The 21,553-nt window shown below is 40.0% G+C and carries 20 protein-coding genes; 2 read left to right on the forward strand and 18 right to left on the reverse strand.

What is annotated here, in order from left to right; genetic code table 11:
• Positions 1-139 precede the first annotated feature (139 nt).
• Positions 140-1,540, forward strand: a complete 1,401-nt coding sequence (locus RBL01_RS11830) for a L,D-transpeptidase family protein (protein ID WP_002318861.1) — start codon at positions 140-142, stop codon at positions 1,538-1,540.
• A 77-nt stretch (positions 1,541-1,617) separates the two neighbouring features.
• Here the strand turns inward: RBL01_RS11830 and RBL01_RS11835 are convergent, their stop codons facing one another.
• Positions 1,618-2,340, reverse strand: coding sequence for a YebC/PmpR family DNA-binding transcriptional regulator (locus RBL01_RS11835; protein WP_002287391.1), 723 nt, complete (start codon positions 2,338-2,340; stop codon positions 1,618-1,620).
• A gap of 78 nt (positions 2,341-2,418) precedes the next feature.
• Entirely contained in the window at positions 2,419-2,925 is a 507-nt protein-coding gene (locus RBL01_RS11840; RefSeq protein WP_002318860.1) for a VanZ family protein, read from the reverse strand.
• Positions 2,926-3,047: 122 nt separating this feature from the next.
• On the opposite strand from RBL01_RS11840, the gene RBL01_RS11845 reads away from it, so the two are divergent.
• Positions 3,048-4,847: a M3 family oligoendopeptidase gene (locus RBL01_RS11845; RefSeq protein ID WP_002318859.1), complete on the forward strand. Its 1,800-nt coding sequence runs from the start codon at positions 3,048-3,050 to the stop codon at positions 4,845-4,847.
• 67 nt (positions 4,848-4,914) lie between these two features.
• On the opposite strand, the gene RBL01_RS11850 is transcribed toward RBL01_RS11845, so the two are convergent.
• The 16 genes from RBL01_RS11850 to RBL01_RS11925 all read right to left on the reverse strand — a co-directional run bounded on the left by RBL01_RS11850 (position 4,915) and on the right by RBL01_RS11925 (position 21,543).
• Positions 4,915-6,522: an NlpC/P60 family protein gene (locus RBL01_RS11850; RefSeq protein ID WP_163299461.1), complete on the reverse strand. Its 1,608-nt coding sequence runs from the start codon at positions 6,520-6,522 to the stop codon at positions 4,915-4,917.
• 254 nt (positions 6,523-6,776) lie between these two features.
• Complete coding sequence (gene mreD / locus RBL01_RS11855) at positions 6,777-7,286, reverse strand: rod shape-determining protein MreD (protein ID WP_002287385.1); 510 nt, start codon at positions 7,284-7,286, stop codon at positions 6,777-6,779.
• A 3-nt stretch (positions 7,287-7,289) separates the two neighbouring features.
• Entirely contained in the window at positions 7,290-8,144 is an 855-nt protein-coding gene (gene mreC / locus RBL01_RS11860) for a rod shape-determining protein MreC (RefSeq protein ID WP_002298185.1), read from the reverse strand.
• Positions 8,145-8,298: 154 nt separating this feature from the next.
• Positions 8,299-8,937, reverse strand: coding sequence for a thiamine diphosphokinase (locus RBL01_RS11865; protein ID WP_002287382.1), 639 nt, complete (start codon positions 8,935-8,937; stop codon positions 8,299-8,301).
• Positions 8,938-9,588, reverse strand: a complete 651-nt coding sequence (gene rpe, locus RBL01_RS11870; RefSeq protein WP_002318857.1) for a ribulose-phosphate 3-epimerase — start codon at positions 9,586-9,588, stop codon at positions 8,938-8,940.
• A 12-nt stretch (positions 9,589-9,600) separates the two neighbouring features.
• Positions 9,601-10,500 (reverse strand): ribosome small subunit-dependent GTPase A, encoded by a 900-nt coding sequence (rsgA, locus tag RBL01_RS11875; RefSeq protein ID WP_002318856.1) that lies wholly within the window; start codon positions 10,498-10,500, stop codon positions 9,601-9,603.
• Positions 10,501-10,664: 164 nt separating this feature from the next.
• Entirely contained in the window at positions 10,665-12,734 is a 2,070-nt protein-coding gene (pknB, locus tag RBL01_RS11880) for a Stk1 family PASTA domain-containing Ser/Thr kinase (protein WP_002318855.1), read from the reverse strand.
• Positions 12,731-13,471 (reverse strand): Stp1/IreP family PP2C-type Ser/Thr phosphatase, encoded by a 741-nt coding sequence (locus RBL01_RS11885; RefSeq protein ID WP_002287376.1) that lies wholly within the window; start codon positions 13,469-13,471, stop codon positions 12,731-12,733. Before RBL01_RS11885 ends, pknB begins: the two co-directional genes overlap by 4 nt.
• Before the next feature lie 12 nt (positions 13,472-13,483).
• The gene (gene rsmB / locus RBL01_RS11890) at positions 13,484-14,842 is read right to left on the reverse strand and encodes a 16S rRNA (cytosine(967)-C(5))-methyltransferase RsmB (protein ID WP_002298188.1); all 1,359 of its coding nucleotides are present in this window, start codon (positions 14,840-14,842) and stop codon (positions 13,484-13,486) included.
• Positions 14,842-15,780 carry a methionyl-tRNA formyltransferase gene (gene fmt, locus RBL01_RS11895; protein WP_002298189.1) on the reverse strand — a complete coding sequence of 313 codons (939 nt, stop codon included), beginning with the start codon at positions 15,778-15,780 and terminating at the stop codon, positions 14,842-14,844. Before fmt ends, rsmB begins: the two co-directional genes overlap by 1 nt.
• Complete coding sequence (def, locus tag RBL01_RS11900) at positions 15,773-16,264, reverse strand: peptide deformylase (RefSeq protein WP_307780871.1); 492 nt, start codon at positions 16,262-16,264, stop codon at positions 15,773-15,775. Before def ends, fmt begins: the two co-directional genes overlap by 8 nt.
• A 14-nt stretch (positions 16,265-16,278) precedes the next feature.
• The gene (gene priA, locus RBL01_RS11905; protein WP_002287367.1) at positions 16,279-18,687 is read right to left on the reverse strand and encodes a primosomal protein N'; all 2,409 of its coding nucleotides are present in this window, start codon (positions 18,685-18,687) and stop codon (positions 16,279-16,281) included.
• Positions 18,688-18,939: 252 nt separating this feature from the next.
• A complete protein-coding gene (gene rpoZ / locus RBL01_RS11910) occupies positions 18,940-19,245 on the reverse strand; it encodes a DNA-directed RNA polymerase subunit omega (RefSeq protein WP_002287365.1) in 306 nt (101 codons plus the stop codon).
• 4 nt (positions 19,246-19,249) lie between these two features.
• Entirely contained in the window at positions 19,250-19,864 is a 615-nt protein-coding gene (gene gmk, locus RBL01_RS11915; RefSeq protein WP_002287358.1) for a guanylate kinase, read from the reverse strand.
• A gap of 486 nt (positions 19,865-20,350) precedes the next feature.
• Entirely contained in the window at positions 20,351-20,635 is a 285-nt protein-coding gene (locus tag RBL01_RS11920) for a hypothetical protein (protein WP_002287356.1), read from the reverse strand.
• Between the two features lie 17 nt (positions 20,636-20,652).
• Positions 20,653-21,543 carry a YicC/YloC family endoribonuclease gene (locus RBL01_RS11925; RefSeq protein WP_038809715.1) on the reverse strand — a complete coding sequence of 297 codons (891 nt, stop codon included), beginning with the start codon at positions 21,541-21,543 and terminating at the stop codon, positions 20,653-20,655.
• Positions 21,544-21,553 lie beyond the last annotated feature (10 nt).

Here is a 21,553-nt window from a genome sequence, read left to right on the forward strand (position 1 = left end):
GTGTTTTCCGTTTTTTTATTTTATCACCCTTATGGTTTCTAAATTTTTTCATAAAGTAGAGATAACCTTCGTCTTTTCCTCTAAATTATGCTATCATGAGACCGTTCCACCCTAAACTTTTACTTAAGGAGTTGTCGATATGACAAGATCTTCGCATCGAAAAAAATCGAAACATGTTGCTTTGCTTTCAGCTCTTGGTGTTCTCTTAGTGCTGATCAGCTTTTATACCTATCGCAGTACATACTACACAAAGCATTTTTTGCCGAATACAGAAATAAATGGAATAAATGTCAGCAATCTAACAGTCGAAAAAGCAAATGAAAAATTAAAAGAAGCTTATTCTGATAAAAAACTGGCTATTAAAGAAGATGGAAAAGTCTGGCAGGAAGTACCAAAATCCGAGCTCGGCTACAAAGATGATTTCACTTCGGAGCTTTCTCCGATCCTAAATGAACAAAACGGATGGACTTGGGGAATGACTTATGTCTCAGCGGCAGAAAAACAAGAAATAGATCCTGTCAGTCAAAACCACCAAAAACTAGACACTACCGTTCAGACATTGACAACTAAGCTGACTGATTTGAACAAAGACCGGACACCTACTACTGATGCAACGATCGAAAAAGCAGGTGACTCTTTCGATATCAAGCCTGAAGTCAATGGAAATACGATCGACGTCGATGCTGCGATCAAACAATTAAAAAGTGCGGTAAACTCTGGTAAAGATACAATTGAATTGACTGAATTCAAAGAAAAACCAAAAGTAACATCTGAAGACAGCTCACTGAAAGAACAACTCGCATCCATGAATGCTATCGCAAATGTAAAAGCTACTTACAGTATAAACGGTGAGACTTTCCAGATCCCATCAAGTGATATTATGAGTTGGCTGACCTACAATGATGGAAAAGTCGATTTAGATACAGAACAAGTACGTCAATATGTAACAGATTTAGGCACAAAGTATAACACAAGTACGAATGACACAAAATTTAAAAGTACAAAAAGAGGAGAAGTTACGGTCCCAGTTGGCACTTACAGTTGGACGATCCAAACAGACAGCGAGACAGAAGCATTGAAAAAAGCGATTCTGGCAGGCCAAGATTTTACTCGTTCACCCATTGTGCAAGGTGGCACAACCGCTGATCATCCATTGATCGAAGATACGTATATCGAAGTTGATCTGGAGAACCAGCATATGTGGTATTACAAAGACGGAAAAGTGGCCCTTGAAACAGATATCGTTTCCGGAAAGCCAACTACACCTACACCTGCTGGAGTCTTCTATGTTTGGAATAAAGAAGAAGATGCAACTTTAAAAGGAACAAATGACGATGGAACACCTTACGAGAGTCCGGTAAACTACTGGATGCCGATTGACTGGACAGGTGTTGGTATCCACGATTCAGACTGGCAACCTGAATACGGTGGAGACTTATGGAAAACCCGCGGTTCACACGGCTGCATCAACACCCCACCAAGTGTAATGAAGGAATTATTCGGGATGGTCGAAAAAGGAACGCCTGTATTGGTCTTCTAACAAAAATAATATATAAAAAGAAAGCACCCGTACGATTGGTACAGGTGCTTTCTTTTTATTATCTAACCATGTGCTACTTACATTTCAGCAGCAGTAAAGACTTCTGAAACATCATCATCGTCTTCTAGCTTATCTACTAGACGTTCCAATTGCTCTTTTTGTTCCTCATTTAAATCAATCGTCGTTTGTGGAATCATCGTCAATTCTGCTTGTGCCAAAGTGAACTCTTTTTCCAACTCATCTCGTACAGCAGCAAAATCTTCTGGTGCAGTATAAATCTCGAATACTTCAGGAGAAGTTTGCAGATCTTCTGCCCCCGCCTCTAATACATCCTCAAACATCGTCTCTTCATCAACAGTCAACCCATCGCGTTCAATAGCGATATATCCTTTGCGGTCAAACAAGTAACTGACTGAACCCGTTTCTCCCAGTGATCCACCGTTTCGAGTAAAAGCTACTCGGACATTTGTCGCTGTCCGATTACGGTTATCTGTCAATGCATGGACTAAGATTCCTACTCCACCCGGACCATATCCTTCATACGTGATTTCATCGTAATTCGTTTCATCTACGGCACTCGTAGCCTTTTTAATCGCCCGTTCCACATTGTCGTTAGGCATATTTGCAGCTTTTGCTTTGTCCACAACAAGCCGCAAAGCTGGATTCATAGATGGATCAGGACCGCCTGCTTTAGCTGCCATATAAATTTCACGAGAAAGTTTCTGAAAGACTTTCCCTCGTTTTGCATCTTGGGCATTTTTTCTTCCTTGGATATTATGCCATTTACTATGTCCTGACATGATTTTTCCTCCCTTGTTCTTTTGAGAATACACTTCTATTCTAGTACTATTTCACAAAAAAACAAAGCCACAGCCAATCTATAAACGCTTCTTGAATGCCGCAAAAAGCACACATAATATCACAGCAGTCAGAGCACCGATCGAATCCAACATGACATCTTGGAACATAGGTGTTCGTCCACCGGTCATCATCTGATGGAATTCGTCCAAACCTGCGTACCCTGTTGCTGAAAGCCAAGCAAGGATCGCTGTCAGCCACCAAATTTTTAGCTTGGGGAAAACACCTAAAAACAAGCTGCTTCCCAAAATAAAATAGGTACCGAAATGTGCGCCCTTCCTTAAAAAGAACTCTAAAAATTTGGCGTAGCCCAGATGGTCGATACTCACCATACTTCCACCATAATTAAAACGTATACCCGCTAATGTGTCTTTAAATGGCTGATTAGGCAGCCAGCTTTCTAATCGCGAAACTTGTGATTGCTGTCCGTAAGTTTGAGAAGAACTGTAAAATAAGATTATAACGACTATCAGTGCGATTACTAAATAAATATTTCCGTTTTTCATTTGTTTTTTTGAAGAATTCATAAGTCACCTCTGTATTTTATCTTAGACTTTTTTTGAAGAAACAACAATCATTTTCATAGAGACTTCTTCCATAAAAAAGTGCTATACTTAATTTTGTATTACAATATGAAGGGAGTTTTTTCATGAGTTATTCATTAAATTGGAATCTAGATTCTATTTTTTCCGGAGGCAGTCATTCTGATGCTTTGAACCAACGGATGAAGCAATTGGAAGACCAAATGAACGAGTATTATCACCGCGTAACAAAATGGTCACCTAGTTCTGACAATGCAGAGCAGTTAAACGCTATTCTTCAATTGCAAGAAACGATTACGAATGGCTTTACCCAATGCAGCAGCTATATTACTGCATTGCTTTCTGCCAATGTCAATGATTCAGATGCAAAGGTCTTATCGGGCAAGCTTTACGCAATGCTGCCTCGTCTGCAATCAGCCGAAACTGTATTGTCAAAGAAATTTGCAGAAATATCTGACAATGATTGGAATCAGATGCTTTCTAAATCTTCGTTTGAAACAATTGCTTTTCGTTTAAACGAGATTCGTCGTGATGGCTCACAATTATTATCAGAAGCTGAAGAAAACATTATAAATACGCTTTCTTTAGATGGTCTAAATGCTTGGAGCAGTCATTATGATACGATTGTAGCCAGCATTTCGATTCCCTTCGAACAAGATGGACAAGTAGTCGAATTATCTGCTGGACAAGCCTTCAATAAGATGATGGGCGATCCAGATCCAAAAGTCAGAGAAACACTTTTCGCAGCATGGGAAGAAGCCTGGAAAGAAAAGGCACCCCTCTTCACGGATACTTTGAATCATTTAGATGGTTTTAGACTTTCTGACTATGAACTTCATGGTGTCACAGATTTTCTACAAAAACCATTAGAGTACAATCGGTTGAAGAAAGAAACATTGTCTGTCATGTGGGATACAATCCAGAAAAACAAACAACCCCTTGTTGATTACTTGACTAGAAAAGCTAATCTTTTCGGTAAAGAAAAAATGGAATGGCAAGATCAAGATGCACCTATTATTTTAGGCGATTTGAAAGAAAAAACCTTTAGTTTTGACGAAGCAGCAGCATTTATTATCGAAAACTTTAACAAATTCAGTCCAAAAATGGCTAAATTTGCCCAATCTGCTTTTGAAAAGAGCTGGATCGAAGCAGAAGATCGTCCTGGGAAACGTCCTGGTGGTTATTGTACTGAGTTACCAGAAACAAAAGAATCAAGGATCTTTATGACCTACAGTAATTCTGTTAATGAGGTTGCGACACTTGCTCATGAACTAGGACATGCTTTCCATAGCAGCACGATGTGGGATTTACCTTCTTTAAATCGCGAATATGCCATGAATGTCGCAGAAACAGCAAGTACATTCGCAGAACTGATCGTAGCCGATGCTACATTAAAAGTCGCAAAAACAAAAGAAGAAAAAATTAATTTGCTAGATACAAAACTGCAAAATGCTTTAGCTATGTTCATGAATATCCATTCCCGATTCATTTTTGAAAATCGATTCTATGAAGCACGGCAAGAAGGATTAGTCTCAGAAGATAAGATCACAGAGATGATGGTTGAGGCGCAAAAAGAAGGCTATCAAGGAGCTTTAGCTACTTACCATCCATATTTCTGGGCTGCAAAATTGCATTTCTTTATTGATGACGTACCGTTTTATAACTTCCCATACACATTTGGCTACCTCTTTAGTTTGGGCATCTATGCTTACGCCAACCAAAAGGGAGCAAATTTTGAAGAAGAATATATCCATTTACTACGCGATACTGCCTCAATGACGACGGAAGATCTTGCGAAGAAACATTTGAATGTCGATCTTACCCAACCAGATTTTTGGCAAGCAGGTATCGACATGGTGACTGAAGATATCCAAACGTTCATGGAATTGACAGAAGAATTTATCTGATTTCTATTTTATCACAATAAAAAAAGAGTTAGTCCAGAATGGGCTAACTCTTTTTGATTAATCATTCTTACATGCTGACAGCAAAGTCAGGGGCAAACCATTGAACTGAACCAACTTTTACGCTTTCGCCTGGTTGAGGAGCATGGATATATTGTCCTCCGCCTAAAGCAATCGCTACGTGGTAAGTTCCGCCTTGTGACCCCCAGAATAACAAGTCTCCAGCTTTTGCTTGAGAAACTGAAATTTTTGTTCCAGCTGATTCTTGAGGAACTGTCCAACCACCGATGTCACGACCAGTTACTTGCATGTAAACATAGCGTGTGAACCCTGAGCAGTCAAAGCCACTTGGATCTTTACCGCCCCAAACATATGGAGTACCAATATATTTGTAAGCTTCTGCTACGATTGCTGCACCATTCACACTTCCAGAAGGAGCTGGAGCAGGTGTTACAGGTTTTGGTTGTTCAGGTGTTGGTGTTGGCGTTGGAGCCGGAGTACTACTTCCTGTGCCGTTTCCTGTATCAACACTTTGATCTGTTGATGGTGTTGTAGGCGCAGGTGTTGTTGATTCTTCTGTTGAAGATTCAGGTACAGTTGTTGATTCTTCTGTTGTTGAAGATTCAGGCACTGTTGTTGATTCTTCTGTTGCTGAAGATTCAGGCGCTGTTGTTGATTCTTCTGTTGCTGAAGATTCAGGTGTTGTTGATTCTTCTGTTGCTGAAGATTCAGGTGTTGTTGATTCTTCTGTTGCTGAAGATTCAGGTGTTGTTGATTCTTCTGTTGCTGAAGATTGTGTAGCTGATGATGATTCTTCAGTCACTGAAGATTGTTTAGCTGATGATTCTTCTGTTGCTGAGCTTTGTGCAGTAGATGAAGCTTGAGTAGCTTGTGCTTCAGCCTCTGCTTGTTCGCGTGCTTCTTTTTCAGCTTTTTCTTGTGCAGCTTGTTGACGAGCTTGTTCTGCTAGACGTTGTTGTTCACGAATACGAGCTTGCTCTGCTTCAGCTTCTGCTTTTTGACGGTTCAAGTCAGCTTTCTTGTCTTCAGCAGTTGCTTGTTCAGCAGCTAATGAAGTTTTCAGTACGTTCAAATCAGCTTGTTTAGATAAAAGATCGCCTTTTTGAGATTCCAAAGCAGCTTGGTTTTCAGCTAATTCTTTTAGTTTAGCATCGTTTTCAGCTTTTTTGTCTTCTACAGCTTTTTTATCTTGTTTTTGTTGTTCCATCAAGTCGTTGTTTGCTTTTACCATCGTTGTCATTGCTTGAACGCGTCCAATAGCATCTGCTAATGATTCAGCATTCAATACAGCATCGATGTAGTTTGAGCTTGTGTTGCTTACTTGTGCTTCGCGTGCTTGTTTTTGGATTGTATCTTCACGTTTTTCAATACGTTCTTGTAAATCTGCAATGTCTTTTACTAATTGTGCAGATTCTTGACGCAATGTATCTTGTTTTGCTAATAGGTCTTGTGCTTGTGTGTTGATTTCAGAAACTTGGCTTTCTAAGGCATCGATTTGTGATTGTGCATCTGCTTGTTGATTTTTCAAGTCTGCAATCTTTTGATCTTGCTGTTGTATCTGAGAATCAAAATCGTCCGCCGCGGCAGCGATCGGTGATGCTACGGCAGTTAAGGTCATTGAACATACCATTACTGCTGATATTAAACTCTTTTTCACTCTTCATTCCTCCGACTGGCTTAATTTAATAAATATCTAAATATATTTAAGTCTTTCTTAACGATATAAAAATTGTACCATAGCAGTATGTCAACGATATAATAGTTATGTTACAAAAATGTTTCAAAACAACCTTTTAAAATGACAAAACTGTTCGTTTCAGAAAATGATCATGAAAAAGCCGCGTTAAGTCTAGCATTTCTTAAGATAACAACGATTCTTTTTCGCTTTCGACCTAAAAATAAAAAAAGAAATTATTCATCACTGAATAATTTCTTAAATGGAAAAATGAATAATACAAATATAATCATGTTCAACAGCAGTGTAGGTCCTAAAAACCTTGTAATAAAATACGTGTTATTTACTACTGCTAATTTAAAAATCAACTGGACCACCATCGTAAACAATTCATAACCCGTGACAAAGATGATCATACTGAAAAATTCAGTAAAGATGTTGACATGGATAACGTCTTTCATTACATACATCAACCATACAATTAAAGGGAGAGCTACTGCATAGATACCGATAACGCCAATATAGTAAGCGTCATAGATAGCCCCGAGAACAATCGTGGTAATCAGTAAATAACGTTTTTCAAACGCCATACTGCAACATAATAATGCCAATATCAGAAAGTGGGCATTTGACATATAGGTGCCTTTCGACCACTCCCCTAGCATTCTTGTTAAATGACCATCTATCAACATCAAAAAGAACAAAACGATTGGCAGATAGTACTTCATTGTTTCTTTCTTCAACATGGACTAATCCTCCGCTAGCCGTTGGACAATCGTCACAACTGACACGTCATACATTTCTGCATAAGGTTTCACATAAACTTCCCGATCCAGCCCATAACTATCTGGTTTCGTTTTAATAACCGTACCGATCGGCAAGTTAGCTGGAGAATTCCCTCCAAGACCGGATGTCTGGACAACATCCCCTTCTTTGATATCCGTATCACCAGTTAATTGGGTCACCACTAAGGCATGGAGCTTTTCATCATAGTTTTTAAGCAAACCAAACGCTTCGCCATTAGCCGAAGATACCCGTACTGGAAAATGATTGGAGCTTTCATTAGAGGATGACAGTAATTCGATTTTAGACGAAGCCGTATTGACCTCGATCACTCGGCCAATCAATCCTTTTTGCGACATGACTGCCATATTTGCTTCGATACCGTCTTTAGAACCCTTGTCTACGATCAGCATGTCCTGCCAACTGTCAGGCGAACGAGTAATGACATTTGCCGTTACTTTTTCGTAACTAGTCAGCGTCTGATTCAACTCAAGTTCTTTTTTCAACGATTCGATTTCTCTCTCGTAATTCTTGTTTTGCTGTGAAACGTCATCATAGCTATCGATTTTTTCTTTTAGCCGCTCATTTTCGGCATAAGTTGAAAAAAGATTATGGACAGAATCTACTCCATTTCGTACCCACCGTACTGGGGCAGAGATTGTTTTATCAACCATTGCAACACTGTCATTAACGATGGATTGGAAGAAATTGGGCTTTCCTTCATTCGCTCGCTGCGCAGCGGTCACACTTAGTATCGTCACCACGATGATAACAATAACCAAGGTAATAATAATATTTTTATTAGGATTGAACTTCTTCACAAAGACACCTCGAATTAATTAGACTCTTGTGTTCAATTTTATCACTAAATGCCGTGAAACAAAAGGTAAGTTGCTCCTCTTAAGCTTTTTTTTAGCAAATAATAGATTCTGTCATTTTTAGCCTGAAAGACAAATTTTTTTATTTGTTTATGGATCAATCTTTGCTTTGAATAACTGCAATCATACCATCTGAAAAAGAAAATTCTGCGGTATCTGAAAGAAATTCGTTACTTGCATAAGATGTCGGATATTCTACTTCTTTATTTTCCAATACATACTTGCTGCCTTTTAATGTAAGATTCGAGACGGGAGTCAAGCAGCAATAAGCTAAATACTTCATATCTGGTATCTGTCTTACTATATGCTCTCCAGGCAAATAATAAGACAAATAATTTTGACAATCTCTGATAATAAGCTGATGGGCAAAGGGTTTGAAGCGAGGTTCCATACCTAACCAGAGATTGGCTAAAAGATGATCCAATCTTCCGCCCGTAGCTCCAATCAAAGTGACTTCCGCTTGCGGGTAACGTTCAAATGTTTTTAAGATACCTAACTGTGTATCTGTATCGTCTTTTTCTGCAGGGGAACGGGTATACTCTTTGGCTTTTGCAAATACTTCCTTCTGCTCTTCGTTCGACAATGAATCAAAATCACCCACTGCCAGATCTACTGGGTAGCCTGCTTGAAGCAGGTACAGCGCACCACGGTCTATCCCGACATAGGCATCGTATTTGGACAGCAGAGACTGCGGCCAGTTTTGCGGATTACCTCCAGCAGCTAATAAAATTTTCATTTAGTCTAATGCCTCTTTTAATCGTTCGATTTGTCCGACTGGATTTTCGGCTCCATAGATATATGATCCTGCAACGAAGACATCCGCCCCTGCATCTTTACAGATTTTTGCTGTGTCTGGAACGATTCCGCCATCTACTTCGATTGCATAAGTCCAATTGTTCTCTCTACGTAGATCAGCGAGTTCCGTAATTTTTTCTACTGTTTCTTCAATAAAGCTTTGTCCGCCGAACCCAGGATTGACAGTCATGACTAGTACTTGATCAGCCAAAGGCAAAACATGTTTGATCATGGAGACTGGTGTTCCTGGATTGATAACTACTCCAGCTTTAACTCCTAAGCTTTTTGTCATTTGAAGTGCCCGATGAATATGAGGAGTTGCTTCGACGTGGACAGTAATGATATCTGCTCCAGCTTTTGCAAATGCTGGAATGTAGTTTTCTGGATCAACGATCATCAGATGGACGTCTAACGGTAATTTAGTAACAGGACGGATTGCCTGAACAATATTTGGCCCTAATGTGATATTTGGGACAAATTGGCCATCCATTACATCTACGTGGATGTAATCTGCGCCTCCTTTTTCCACTAACTCAATGTCTCTTTGTAAATTGGCAAAATCTGCACTCAAAATGGATGGTGCTATTTTCATTCTTGTTTCCTCCTATTTTCGTTTACCTTCTTTTTTTGCATACATTGGTTTTCTTTTTTCGATTTCTTGTAAGAATTGCAAATAATTGTCGTAACGTGTCTGTGCGATACCACCTGTTTCTACTCTATGTTTTACTTCGCAGCCAGGTTCTTTAGCATGCATGCACTCTCTAAATTTGCAATGGACAGAAGCTTCTACAAATTCAGGAAATTGTCTCGGCAGTTCTCCTGCTTCAATTGTCAAAAAGTCAATCGAGCTAAATCCTGGTGTATCTGCTACTAACCCGCCATAGATAGGAATCAGTTCCACATGACGTGTTGTATGCCGTCCTCTTCCAAGTGCATCAGAAATCTCTCCTGTTGCTAAATTCAGTTCCGGTGATATTTGATTCAGTAGCGTCGATTTTCCTGCTCCAGACTGACCCATAAAGACCGATAGCCGTTCTGGTAAGTAACGGATCAGTTCTGTCGTATCACCCGTATGATTGGGTACAATCACCGGATAGCCTATTTTAGTATAGGTTTGCTTGATCTCTTCGATTTTTTCTGGGTCGTCTGACAAGTCGGTCTTTGTCAAAAAAATAATCGGTTCGATCGACTCGTATTCCAAGGTAACTAGAAAGCGGTCAAGTAGATTATAAGAAAATGCAGGCTCTACGATACTTGTGACAATGATTCCAAGATCAACATTTGTGACTGGTGGGCGAACTAATTGATTTTTTCTCGGCAAGATTTCCAGAAGATAGCCGTCTGTTTGATTTTCACTCTCAAAGATCACCTGATCTCCGACAAGCGGCGTGATTTTCCGATTCCGGAAATTTCCTCTTCCTCTTGTTTGATAGGTCTCTCCGTTTGCGTATACATAGTAAAAACCGCTGATTGCTTTTCTGATTTGTCCTTTGATAAGTGCCACCTCCGTTTTTGTTTATTTTACCATACGAAGAGGAAAGTAGGTGTTATTCCATGCAAACTTCTCAAAGTATATGGCTTGAAAATTGATCAAAAGAGATAGAAACACAAAAAAGAGAATGCAACAAATCAATGTCGCATTCCCTTCTGATATATTTTATTCAGCACTTATTTTGAACTTTCTGAGGTGCTAGCTGATGAACTTGTGGAGCTGGAAGATTCTTCTTTTGAAGAGTTGCTTGTGCTACTGGAGCTACTTGAGCTGCTAGAACTGTCTGAAGAGTCTTTTTCAGAACTAGAAGACGCTGGATCTGGTCCTTTAGAGTAAATTACGTTCACAACCATTCCTTTGGTAATTGTCGTTCCTGCCCCTGGTACTGTACGAATCACTTTATCTTTATCCACCGTGTTTGAATATTCGGAAGTCTCATGCCCGATATATTCTGCACCGACACTAGCTAAATAACTTTGTGCTTCGCTTTTTGTATAGCCGGAGATATCATTCAATTTAGGCTCTGTTCCTTGGCTTACGACAAAATTGATGTAAGTTTCTTCTGCTACAACTTCACCCGAGGCTGGATCCTGACTGATGATCGAACCTGATGGTACAGTGTCGCTATAGTCATAAGTAGCACTAATATTATTGATATTGAATCCTTGTGTAACAAGCCAATTACGAACAGTTTCGTAGTTTTCTCCTACATGACTACTCAAAGTCACTGTTTCTGGTCCTTTGCTGACTGTGAAAGTAATCGTGTCTGTTTTAGGATCGACTTCTGTATCTTCTGATGGAGATTGCGAAATGATCATTCCGCTTTCTACCTCTGAACTGAATTCCTCTTCTTTTTGAATCAAGTCAGCAGAAAACCCTAATTCTTTCAAACTTGCTTCGGCATCTTCATAACTTTTACCACTGTAATCATCTAATTTGATTTTTTTCGTGCCGCTACTAATATACAGAGTGACTTCGCGTTTTTGCTTGACTGTCGTTCCCGCTGCCGGGTCTGTCTTCACTACATTACCTTCTTCGATTTTGTCATCTGCAATTTCTTCTGTTTTTGTTGCTACTTCTAATTTCGCTTTTGCGAGTGTTTCTCTAGCAGAAGCTTCAGAAAGATCAGAAACATCAGGAACAACAACTTCTCCTCGCCCGCCAGAAGCAAAGAATACAGCTGTTCCGATTCCTAAAACAGCAAGAATAGCTAATAGGATCAGCCACCATTTTTTCTGTCCTTTCTTTTTAGGATCAGGCAGAACTTCTTCCTCCTCTGGTAAGGTTTCGTTTTCTGGCTTGTCTTTTGGCAGAGGCATAGATTTGAATGAATCAGGCATTGGTGCATCTTCCGTAAGGGGTGTGATAACTTTTGTTTCATTATCCATCGCATGAGGCTGCCATTTTTCTTCGTTTGCACGAGCTGGTGATAATACTGTAGAAAGATCATCAGACATTTCCTCGGCTGACTTATAACGGTCTGCAGGTTCTTTAGCCGTTGCCCGTAAAATCACGTTTTCCAGTGCTTGTGGCACATTTGGATCAAGTGCTTTTATAGATGGAAGATCATCTTGAAAATGTTTTAAAGCAATTGTTACAGCAGATTCACCATCAAACGGTACGCTACCCGTCAACATCTCATAAAGGATGATCCCTAAAGCATAAATATCTGACTGCTTCGTTGCCATACTTCCTCTGGCCTGCTCAGGGGACAGATAATGAACAGATCCTAGCATCGTATTCGTCTGCGTGATCGATGTTTCAGATAAAGCGATAGCAATCCCGAAATCCGTGATTTTTACAACACCTTCATTATCGATCAGTACGTTTTGGGGTTTCAAATCTCGGTGGATGATTTGATGGTTATGAGCTAAAGAAATAGCAGAAAGGATCTGCTGCATAATATTTACTGCTGTTTCATAAGGAACAGGATAATGTGTTTGGATATATCGTTTCAAGTCCATTCCTTTGACGTATTCCATCACCAGATACTGCATGTTGTCTTCTTCACCAACATCGTAAACACTAACAATGTTTGGATGAACGAGTTCTGTTGCTGCTAAAGCTTCTCTCTGAAATCGTCGAATCGCAGTCTGGTCATTTTGAAAGTCAAATCGTAAGACTTTAACTGCTACATCACGATCCAAGATTAAATCGTGCGCCAAAAATACATTTGCCATACCACCGCTACCGATATTTCCAGTGATTTGATAACGGCCATTTAATTTTTTTCCCAACTCGATCATACACTGTCCTCCTTATATTCGATAAGAAGAACGGTGATATTATCCGCTCCGCCTGCTTCATTGGCACGATCAATCAGCTCAGTTACTTTATGAGACAATGGGCCTTCTTGATTGATGATCGTTCCTATTTCTTCTTCAGACAGCATGTTCGTCAAGCCATCTGAACATAACAGCAGTCGATCTTTTAGTTGCCAAAGATGAGTAGAAACATCTACTTCGACTGTTCCAGGCATGCCGACAGAACGTGTTAAAATATTTTTCCTTGGATGGTTCACTGCCATTTCTTCGCTGATTTCTCCTGATTTGACTAGTTCATTGACTAAAGAATGATCCTCCGTCAATTGCATGATTTTATCTTCACGAATCAAATAAGCTCTGCTATCCCCAACATTGGCAATCGTGAACCAGTCATCTGACAGAGCGGCCGCTACGATTGTTGTTCCCATACCGTTATATTCCGGCTGTTCTTGTCCACGTTGATAAATCAGCATATTTTCTTCTTGAATCGATTGAATGAACCATTGGGCGATTTTTTCATCGTCAACAGCTTCTTGTTTTTCCCAAGCTTCGCCTAGATTCGTTACCGCCATCTGACTGGCAATGTCTCCGGCACGATGACCACCCATCCCGTCTGCTAATACAGCAAGCTTGAGACCTGAACGGCTGGTAAATACACTGGCATAGTCTTGATTTGTGTTACGTCGTCTTCCTACATCTGATTGATATTCAATCTGCATTTTTTCACCTCATTACTTTTTGCGCAAACAACAAATGAAAAATCCATCTGTGTAAAACTGATGCGGATACAAAGTCAACATTTTCTCTTCGATTGATGATTGTAGCATAGGATTGGTCAAAACATCAATCCTCTCAAAATCAGGGTGTCTTTCCAAGAAAGCAGAAACAACGTCTTGGTTTTCTTCTTTTAAGATCGTACAAGTGCTATAAGTCAGAATACCGGAAGACTTTAAAGCTGGTGCGCAGCTTTCTAAAATTTCCAATTGGATTTTTGGTAAATTCGCTAATTCATCCGGCTGTTTTTTATAACGAATATCTGGTTTTCGCCGAAGCAGCCCAAGACCTGAACAAGGCGCGTCTACTAAAATCCGATCAAACTGCTCTGCTTCGAACTGTTTACTGACTTCTCTAGCATCCATCTTTTGAGCGTAGACAGCAGAAGAGACACCTAGACGTGCTGCATTATCTTCAATGAGTTTGACTTTGTGTTCGTGTACATCTAAAGCGACCACTTCTCCACCGCATGACGGATCTAAAAAAGAAGCAATATGCGTCGTCTTACCTCCGGGTGCTGCACAGGCATCTAAGACATGATGTTCAGGCTCGATTTGCATAGACGGCGCTACAAGCATCGAACTTTCATCTTGGATCGTCATGACGCCATCGTGGAACAATGAGCTAGAAGCTAAATGCCCTTTTTTCGCTACTATACCGTATGGACTGACTTGGCTTTTTTCAGCTGTGATCTCTTCTTCTTGCAAAACAGTGATGGCCTGATCTCTGGAAAGTCGGCGTGTATCTACTCGGGCACTAGCATGGCTAGGCTGATATAGCGATAAACCGAGCTTTTCAGTTTCTTCGTATCCGATTTGATCCACCAGTCGTTTCGTCATCCATAGAGGCAGGCTGATTTTGACAGAAAGTCTTTCGATAGGATCAGCAATGCCTTGCAGATCTGGTGCTCCTTGACGCTGATAATTCCTCAAGACACCATTTACAAATTTCCCTGTCCCAGGATTTCCTTTTACTTTTGCGATTTCGACCGCCTCGTTTAAAATAGCATGTGCAGGGACTTTATCTAAAAATTCTAATTGGTATACAGAAAGATAAAGAAGCGTCTTGACCCAGTCATCCACTTTTTTTGCTTTAGCGATCAATGGTGCAACGTAAAATTCCAATAGTCGCTGATGGCTAATCGTACCGTAGATCAATTCTGTAAATAAACCCACATCTTTTTGATTTAGCTCGCTTTGTTTGATCATCTCATTCAACAAAAGATTCGAGTAGGCGCCACCCTTGTTCACTCGCTCTAATGTCAGTAATGCCATATATCGTACTGATTTTTTCATTTTTTTAGGGATTTTTTTCATTATTTCACCTGCTGACCAATCTGAACTTGCTGACCGCTTCCGTTAAGGAAATCATGTACGGCCTGTTTTCCTTTACCAGCTGGCTGTAATTCATTGATGGCTAAGACGGTCTGTTTACCGCAAGCAATCCATAGATTTTTTTTGTCTTTCCGGATGATCGTACCAGGTGCTTTGTCTGTAGTTTCTTCCAATACTTCAACCGATAATAATTTCCAGCGTATGCCCTCATAGGTCGTGAATGCAATTGGCCAAGGACGCATTCCGCGTACTTGGTTGTCAATTTCTTCTGCAGTTTTATGCCAATCGATTGCTTCTTGTTCCCGTGTGATGTTTGGCGAAAAAGTTGCTTCTGACTCGTCTTGAGGTACTGGTTTTTGTCCATCCAAAATATTGGGCAATGTTTCTAGCAATAGCTTTCTTCCTAAAAGGCTAAGCTTTTCAAACATCGTCCCTACATCATCTTGTTTAGTGATTGGTATGCTTTCTTGCGCATAGATTCCGCCTGCATCCATTTTTTTGATCATTTCCATGATCGTTACACCAGTTTCTTTCTCCCCATTCATGATGGCATAATGAACAGGCGCACCTCCCCGATATTTAGGAAGTAAAGAAGCATGGACATTGATTGCCCCTAATTTTGGTACTTGCAATAACTTTTCAGGCAAGAATTGGCCAAATGCCGCAGTGACGATCACATCAGGCGCCAATTCAATGATTTCTTCCATTTCTGGCGAACCGGAGATTTTCTCTGGCTGCAGCACACGGATACCGTGCTTCAGAGCCGCTTCTTTTACCGGTGTCGGCGTAATTACTCGTTTCCGCCCAACTGGACGGTCGGGCTGTGTTACCACTGCCTGGATCTCGTAACCTGATTCTATCAGCCCTTCAAGAATCGGCACAGAAAAAGCAGGTGTGCCCATAAATACTAGCTTAGTCATCAAGATGTTCCTCCATATATTCTTCAAGTTCTTCTTCCGGGATCTGCTGTATCATTTTCTCAATGAACAAGATACCGTCTAAGTGATCGATTTCATGCTGGAAGGCACGGGCTAAATAGCCAAAAGACGTCACTTCTATCTCTTCTCCGTCTCGATCATAATAACGCACGGTCACTTCATCTGCTCGCTTGACCGTTCCATAGACATGCGGAATACTGAGACAACCTTCTACGTCAAGGCTTTCACCTTTTGCTTCGATGATTTCTGGGTTAATCAGTTCAAATTTCTCGCCTTCATCTACTTCGATCACAGCAATTCTCTTGTTTTGTCCTACTTGAGGAGCAGCGATCCCTATTCCGTCATTCGCAATCATTGTCTCATATAAATTGTCTAATAAAGCGATTGTCTCGTCCGTGATTACATCGATTGGCTGAGCAGTTCTTTTTAATTTATCATTAGGGTGGATCAATATAGGATAGCGCATAATTTGGCCCTTTCTTAAATAAAGTTTAATGGTTCGTTGTCAATTGCCACAAAAAGACCTTGTCGCTGTTCTTTCTGGCTTCCATTCAAAATTTCATCCAAAACATGAGGAAGATTCGGTTCATGTTTATATTTGATGATTAGTTGATAATAATATCGGTTTTTCACTCTCAAAATCATGCTGGGCGTTGGCCCTAATAGCAAGCTTTGAGGGCTTAACACTTCTTTTAGCTGATTGGCAATCTGAAAGATTTTCTTTGCCGCTACTTGTTCTTCAGGATGGCTGGCGGTTATTTTCACAGTAAAGTAATAAGGAGGATAGCCTCCACGATGCCGTACATGCATTTCCTGCTGATAAAACTGCTCATAATTTTGTTTTTTAGCCAATTCTATGGCGTAATGTTGAGGATTGAATGTTTGGATCACGACTTCGCCTGCTTTTTCCGCTCGCCCTGCTCGTCCTGAAACTTGGGTAAGCAATTGGAATGTATGCTCACTAGAACGAAAATCCGGTAAATTCAGGGAGGTATCAGCATTCAACACCCCAACTAATGTCACTTCTGGAAAGTCCAAACCTTTAGCAATCATTTGTGTCCCTAATAATATATCTGCTTCTTTTGCACCGAATTTTTGTAAAATCTGTTCGTGTGCCCCTTTTCTTCGAGTGGTATCTACATCCATACGCAAAATCCTAGCTTGCGGATAAAGTTCTCGGAGTTCCTCTTCTACTTTTTGAGTACCTGTTCCATAGTAGCGGATTTTATTGCCGCCACAATTAGGACAGCGATTGGGAATAGGTTCTTCATGTCCGCAATAATGGCAGCGCATTGAACGTGTATCCATATGCAGTGTAAGAGAGATATCGCAATTAGGACATGGAAGAACAAATCCACAGTCCCTACACATCACAAAAGACGAATATCCTCGACGATTGAGCAATAGGACAGTTTGTTCTTTTTTGTCTAATCGATTTTGTATTTTTTCCTGCAAATTAGCAGAAAAAGTAGAGGTCCGATGATTCTGAAACTCTTCACGCATATCTACGATCTCAATAGCTGGAAGCTGTGCAGCTGCTTTGGCTCGGTGGTTCAACTGCAATAACTGATAAACGCCTTTTTGAGCTCGTGCTCTTGATTCTAAAGAGGGCGTCGCGCTTCCTAGAACTATTGGGCAATGATGATATTTACTGCGCCAAATTGCTAGATCTCTCGCATGATAACGCGGTGTCTCATCTTGTTTGTAACTTGATTCATGTTCTTCATCGATAATGATCAGCCCGATATTTTTCAGCGGGGCAAAAATAGCAGATCGTGCGCCTACTACTACTTGCGCTTCTTCCCGCTCAATCTTGCGCCATTCATCATATTTTTCACCTTGGGAAAGTCCGCTATGTAAGACCGCAACTGATTCTCCGAAGCGTCCTTTGAATCGCTCGACCATTTGCGGAGTCAATGCGATTTCAGGCACTAACATGATCGCCGTTTTATTTTCTGACAAAACATCAGCGATTGCCTGAAGATATACTTCTGTTTTCCCGCTGCCAGTGATTCCCTCCAGCAAAAAGACCTGATCTTTTTGCTGCTGACCTGCTGTGATGATTTGTTCGACAGCATTTTTTTGTTCTGCATTCAGTTCCAATGCCGTCGTTTGGTCAAATACTCGGTCTTTATAAGGGTCGCGATAACGTTCTGATTCTATAAACTCCAGCCAGCCCTTTTCTTTTCCTTGATTCAAGACAGCAGTACTGATTCCTTTATTTTTGAAATAAGCAATTGGTTCTTCTTGGCTCAGTTCAGATAAACACAAAAGAAGTTCTTTTTGTTTCTTGGCATTTTGCCGTAATTTTGCCCATTCTTCTTCGATTTGCTTTTCAGTTAACAAAGAACGGACCAAACGAATCGTTTTTACTTTATTTCGTGTATGGACTTCATATTTGATATCTACTAATTGCTCTTGGCGCCAGCGAATCAATTGAGAAAGGCTGCCTTCTTCTTCTGCTTCCTTCCAGGAAATCACTTCTCGCTGATCAAACAATACCTGAACTTCTGGTGTGTCTGCCAAAGGATAGATCAATTTATCATATTCTGCTTTCATCACACTCGGAAGCATCGTTTGTAGACAAGTGATTTTGAATGCGTAAGTAATTTTTTTCATATAATCAGCTAATGAAAGCAATTCTTCATTGACCACCGGAGCAAGGTCTAGCAAACGAATAACTGCCTTCAAAGATGGATTAGCTGATTCTTCTGATTTTTGGATAGCCATAACAAATCCTTGGACATGACGATTGCCATTACCAAAAGGGACTTCTACTCGCATCCCGACTTGCAAAGCTGTTTCCATTTCAGAGGGAACCAAATAAGTGAATGGCTGATCGGTCTGCATAGTAGGTACGTCCACAATGACTTCAGCTGTTAATGTCATGGTTCGTTTCCTCCTTTTTTTGTCTTTTCTTATCAAGCGACAAAAAGTTCCTTGCCTATTTTACTAGAGATCGATGGATTTGTCTTATTTTCTGCCAAATCCTAACAAAAAATTAACAGCAGATAAGAAAAAAAAGAACTGTGTCAAAAAGTTCAGACACAGCCTTTTCTACCAGACAATAAGTGGCGAATGTTTGAAAAGGAAACAGCTGGGTTTGCTTTTCTTTTTAGATGTTCGCTCTATTTTTCTTTATTACATTTTTTGCTCTTCACGGATACGTGATTCCAATTCGTGTTGTTCACGCTCTTTTTGTGCTTGACGTTCCTCTTCTTCCATCTTCAAACGTTCACGTTTTAATTCAGGATGTGGATCATTGACTACATTTCCTGCATCGATTTCTTCTAAAGCTTGACCGACGCTTTTTACTGAATCAAAAGAATCTAGAGTAGGCTGTGCACTTGCATCCAATTCATGCGCGCGTTTACTTGCTAAAATCACTAGAGAATATTTTGAATTTACACGATCTAATAGTGAGTCAATTGAAGGTTTTAACATCATAAGACTACATCTCCTTTAACATTTTAATATATTTACCGATTACGCGATCTACTCGAAAATGTTCACTGGCAATAATGTTTTTGATTCGTTCAACTGCTAGCGGCACTTCATCATTTACAACAGCATAGTCGTAAAGAGCCATCATTTCGATTTCTTCTTTTGCAACTTTCATTCGTTCTTCGATTACTTCATCTGCATCTGTTCCTCGGCCTACGATCCGTGATTTTAATTCCGCTAAATCTGGCGGAGTCAAAAAGATGAATACGCCATCGGGCACTTTTTCTTTGACTTGTTTTGCTCCTTGGACTTCAATCTCCAAGAAAACATCTTTTCCTTCATCCAATGTCTTGTTGACATATGACAAAGGAGTTCCATAATAATTCCCGACATATTCTGCGTATTCCAGCATCTCTCCAGCTTCGATCATTGATTCAAACTCTTCTTTGCTTCGGAAGAAATAATCAACGCCTTCGACCTCCCCTTCACGCATTTTACGGGTAGTCATTGAGATCGAATACTGAAAATCATTATCCTCACTCTCAAAAATTGCTTTTCGTACTGTGCCTTTTCCTACACCGGATGGACCAGACAACACGATTAATAATCCACGCTCTGACATGACGACGTCCTTTCAACTAGTCTTTTTGTACTTATCGTTTATTTTGCACTTTTTTTCTGCAACTTTCAAGGTTATCTTTAATTATAGCTAGAAATTGGTAAAAAAGCTACCCTGTACCAAGAGGTCGTAAAAAAGCTGTCCTGCATCAAGTAATAAGAACAGCCAAACATAAACAGCTTCTCATGTTTTTCGTTTGGTTGGGCTTATTACCGCAGATGCAAGCTTTTGAACGCCGTGTATAAGAGGTCGTGAAGAAGCCGATTAGTTTCGAGTATGAAGAAAAATTTTGTGAAAATAGTTTCTCACATTTTTGCATAAATTTGGCTTAATACCGAGAAAATGGTTTTTGAACATCACTTATTCAAAATAAAAAAAGATTGTGACACGAATTTTGTCACAACCTTTAAATGTATTCCTAGAGCAAAGAAGCTAAGCGAAGAAATCCAATTCTGATTATTTATTGTATTTCTTTGTTCAGCATCCTTGCTAAAAGCCCATATTGGACAAAGTATTCACTACACCCATGATTTCATCTTTTCGAGAACGTGCTTTTTCTGTCGGATCTTCTACCTCTTCTGTGTCGATTCGAACAATAAATTTCCGATTCATCGTCACGTAAGCACCGTCGTTGATCAAAATAAACAGTTCGTTCTCATTATAGTCTGCACAGGCATCTTTCCATACGTCAAAGCCGTTTTTTTCAGAAGGGATATCCCGTTTTACAACAGTTTTTCCACTTAATTCGTGGAACGTTACGTCATAGTATTTCATTATCTCTACCTCTTTCGTCATTCAATATTTTGTACTTGCTCTCTGATTTTTTCTAAGATCGTCTTAGACTGGACGACTTGATTTTTAATTTCGATTGCATTTGATTTGGAACCGATCGTGTTGATTTCCCGATTCATTTCTTGGATCAGGAAATCTAATTCCCGACCTACAGGACATTGTGCTTCGATAAGTTCATCTAGTTTTTGTACATGGATCGCCAGACGATCCAGTTCCTCGTGAATATCTCCGCGTTCCAACAAGATGGCTAGCTCCGTCAACAACCGTTGCTCATCGACTTTCGCTCCAAGAAATTCCTCCAGCTTTTTTTGATACCTTATTTGAAATTCCTTTTCATAGATTTCTACAAAACTATCGAGTTTTTTTAGTACTTCTTTGAATTCTTCAGTATTCTTTTTCAACACTAAAGCTAAAGCTTGACCTTCTTTTTCTCGACTCGCCTCAATAGAATCAAGTGCGCTTTTCAATGTATCTAGAGCTAACTGTGCCAATTCTTCCATGCTCTCTTCCGGTTTTTCTTCTACCGTTACGAAGTTTTCGTCCAGCGCGAAGCGTTCCGCCATCCGACTAATTGACACTTGATTTTGACTACCGTATCGTTGTTGAATTCCGTCTGTCAATTGAGTGATAAGTGAATCAATCAATTCCCAGTTGATGACGATCTGTTTTTCGTTTTTGTCAATATAAGCTAGATTCACAAATACTTCGATTCGACCGCGGCTTAACTGCTGTTTAATAAGCTGACGAAAATCGTTTTCAACAAAGTTCAGGATTTTAGGACTTCGTATTTGAACATCTAGAAAACGCTGGTTGACACTTTTTATTTCAATATCTAACTGATACGCTTTTGTTTCGCGGATGGCTTTGCCAAAACCAGTCATACTTTTCATTCGACAGGGT

Origin of the sequence: Enterococcus sp. SB12 (assembly GCF_030910025.2) — a bacterium.
GTDB classification, from domain to species: domain Bacteria; phylum Bacillota; class Bacilli; order Lactobacillales; family Enterococcaceae; genus Enterococcus_B; species Enterococcus_B faecium.

What these genes read in the sequence shown, in the direction of transcription:
- RBL01_RS11845 (WP_002318859.1), top strand. Translation starts at nt 3,048, where the DNA reads ATGAGTTATTCATTAAATTGGAATCTAGATTCTATTTTTTCCGGAGGC.
- RBL01_RS11920 (WP_002287356.1), bottom strand. Translation starts at nt 20,635, where the DNA reads ATGAAATACTATGACGTAACGTTCCACGAATTAAGTGGAAAAACTGTT.
- RBL01_RS11840 (WP_002318860.1), bottom strand. Translation starts at nt 2,925, where the DNA reads ATGAATTCTTCAAAAAAACAAATGAAAAACGGAAATATTTATTTAGTA.
- rsmB (WP_002298188.1), bottom strand. Translation starts at nt 14,842, where the DNA reads ATGAAAAAAATCCCTAAAAAAATGAAAAAATCAGTACGATATATGGCA.
- gmk (WP_002287358.1), bottom strand. Translation starts at nt 19,864, where the DNA reads ATGTCAGAGCGTGGATTATTAATCGTGTTGTCTGGTCCATCCGGTGTA.
- pknB (WP_002318855.1), bottom strand. Translation starts at nt 12,734, where the DNA reads ATGATCGAGTTGGGAAAAAAATTAAATGGCCGTTATCAAATCACTGGA.
- priA (WP_002287367.1), bottom strand. Translation starts at nt 18,687, where the DNA reads ATGACATTAACAGCTGAAGTCATTGTGGACGTACCTACTATGCAGACC.
- RBL01_RS11835 (WP_002287391.1), bottom strand. Translation starts at nt 2,340, where the DNA reads ATGTCAGGACATAGTAAATGGCATAATATCCAAGGAAGAAAAAATGCC.
- RBL01_RS11865 (WP_002287382.1), bottom strand. Translation starts at nt 8,937, where the DNA reads ATGAAAATTTTATTAGCTGCTGGAGGTAATCCGCAAAACTGGCCGCAG.
- mreD (WP_002287385.1), bottom strand. Translation starts at nt 7,286, where the DNA reads ATGTTGAAGAAAGAAACAATGAAGTACTATCTGCCAATCGTTTTGTTC.
- fmt (WP_002298189.1), bottom strand. Translation starts at nt 15,780, where the DNA reads ATGACTAAGCTAGTATTTATGGGCACACCTGCTTTTTCTGTGCCGATT.
- def (WP_307780871.1), bottom strand. Translation starts at nt 16,264, where the DNA reads ATGCGCTATCCTATATTGATCCACCCTAATGATAAATTAAAAAGAACT.
- RBL01_RS11885 (WP_002287376.1), bottom strand. Translation starts at nt 13,471, where the DNA reads ATGCAGATTGAATATCAATCAGATGTAGGAAGACGACGTAACACAAAT.
- RBL01_RS11830 (WP_002318861.1), top strand. Translation starts at nt 140, where the DNA reads ATGACAAGATCTTCGCATCGAAAAAAATCGAAACATGTTGCTTTGCTT.
- RBL01_RS11925 (WP_038809715.1), bottom strand. Translation starts at nt 21,543, where the DNA reads ATGAAAAGTATGACTGGTTTTGGCAAAGCCATCCGCGAAACAAAAGCG.
- rpe (WP_002318857.1), bottom strand. Translation starts at nt 9,588, where the DNA reads ATGAAAATAGCACCATCCATTTTGAGTGCAGATTTTGCCAATTTACAA.
- rpoZ (WP_002287365.1), bottom strand. Translation starts at nt 19,245, where the DNA reads ATGATGTTAAAACCTTCAATTGACTCACTATTAGATCGTGTAAATTCA.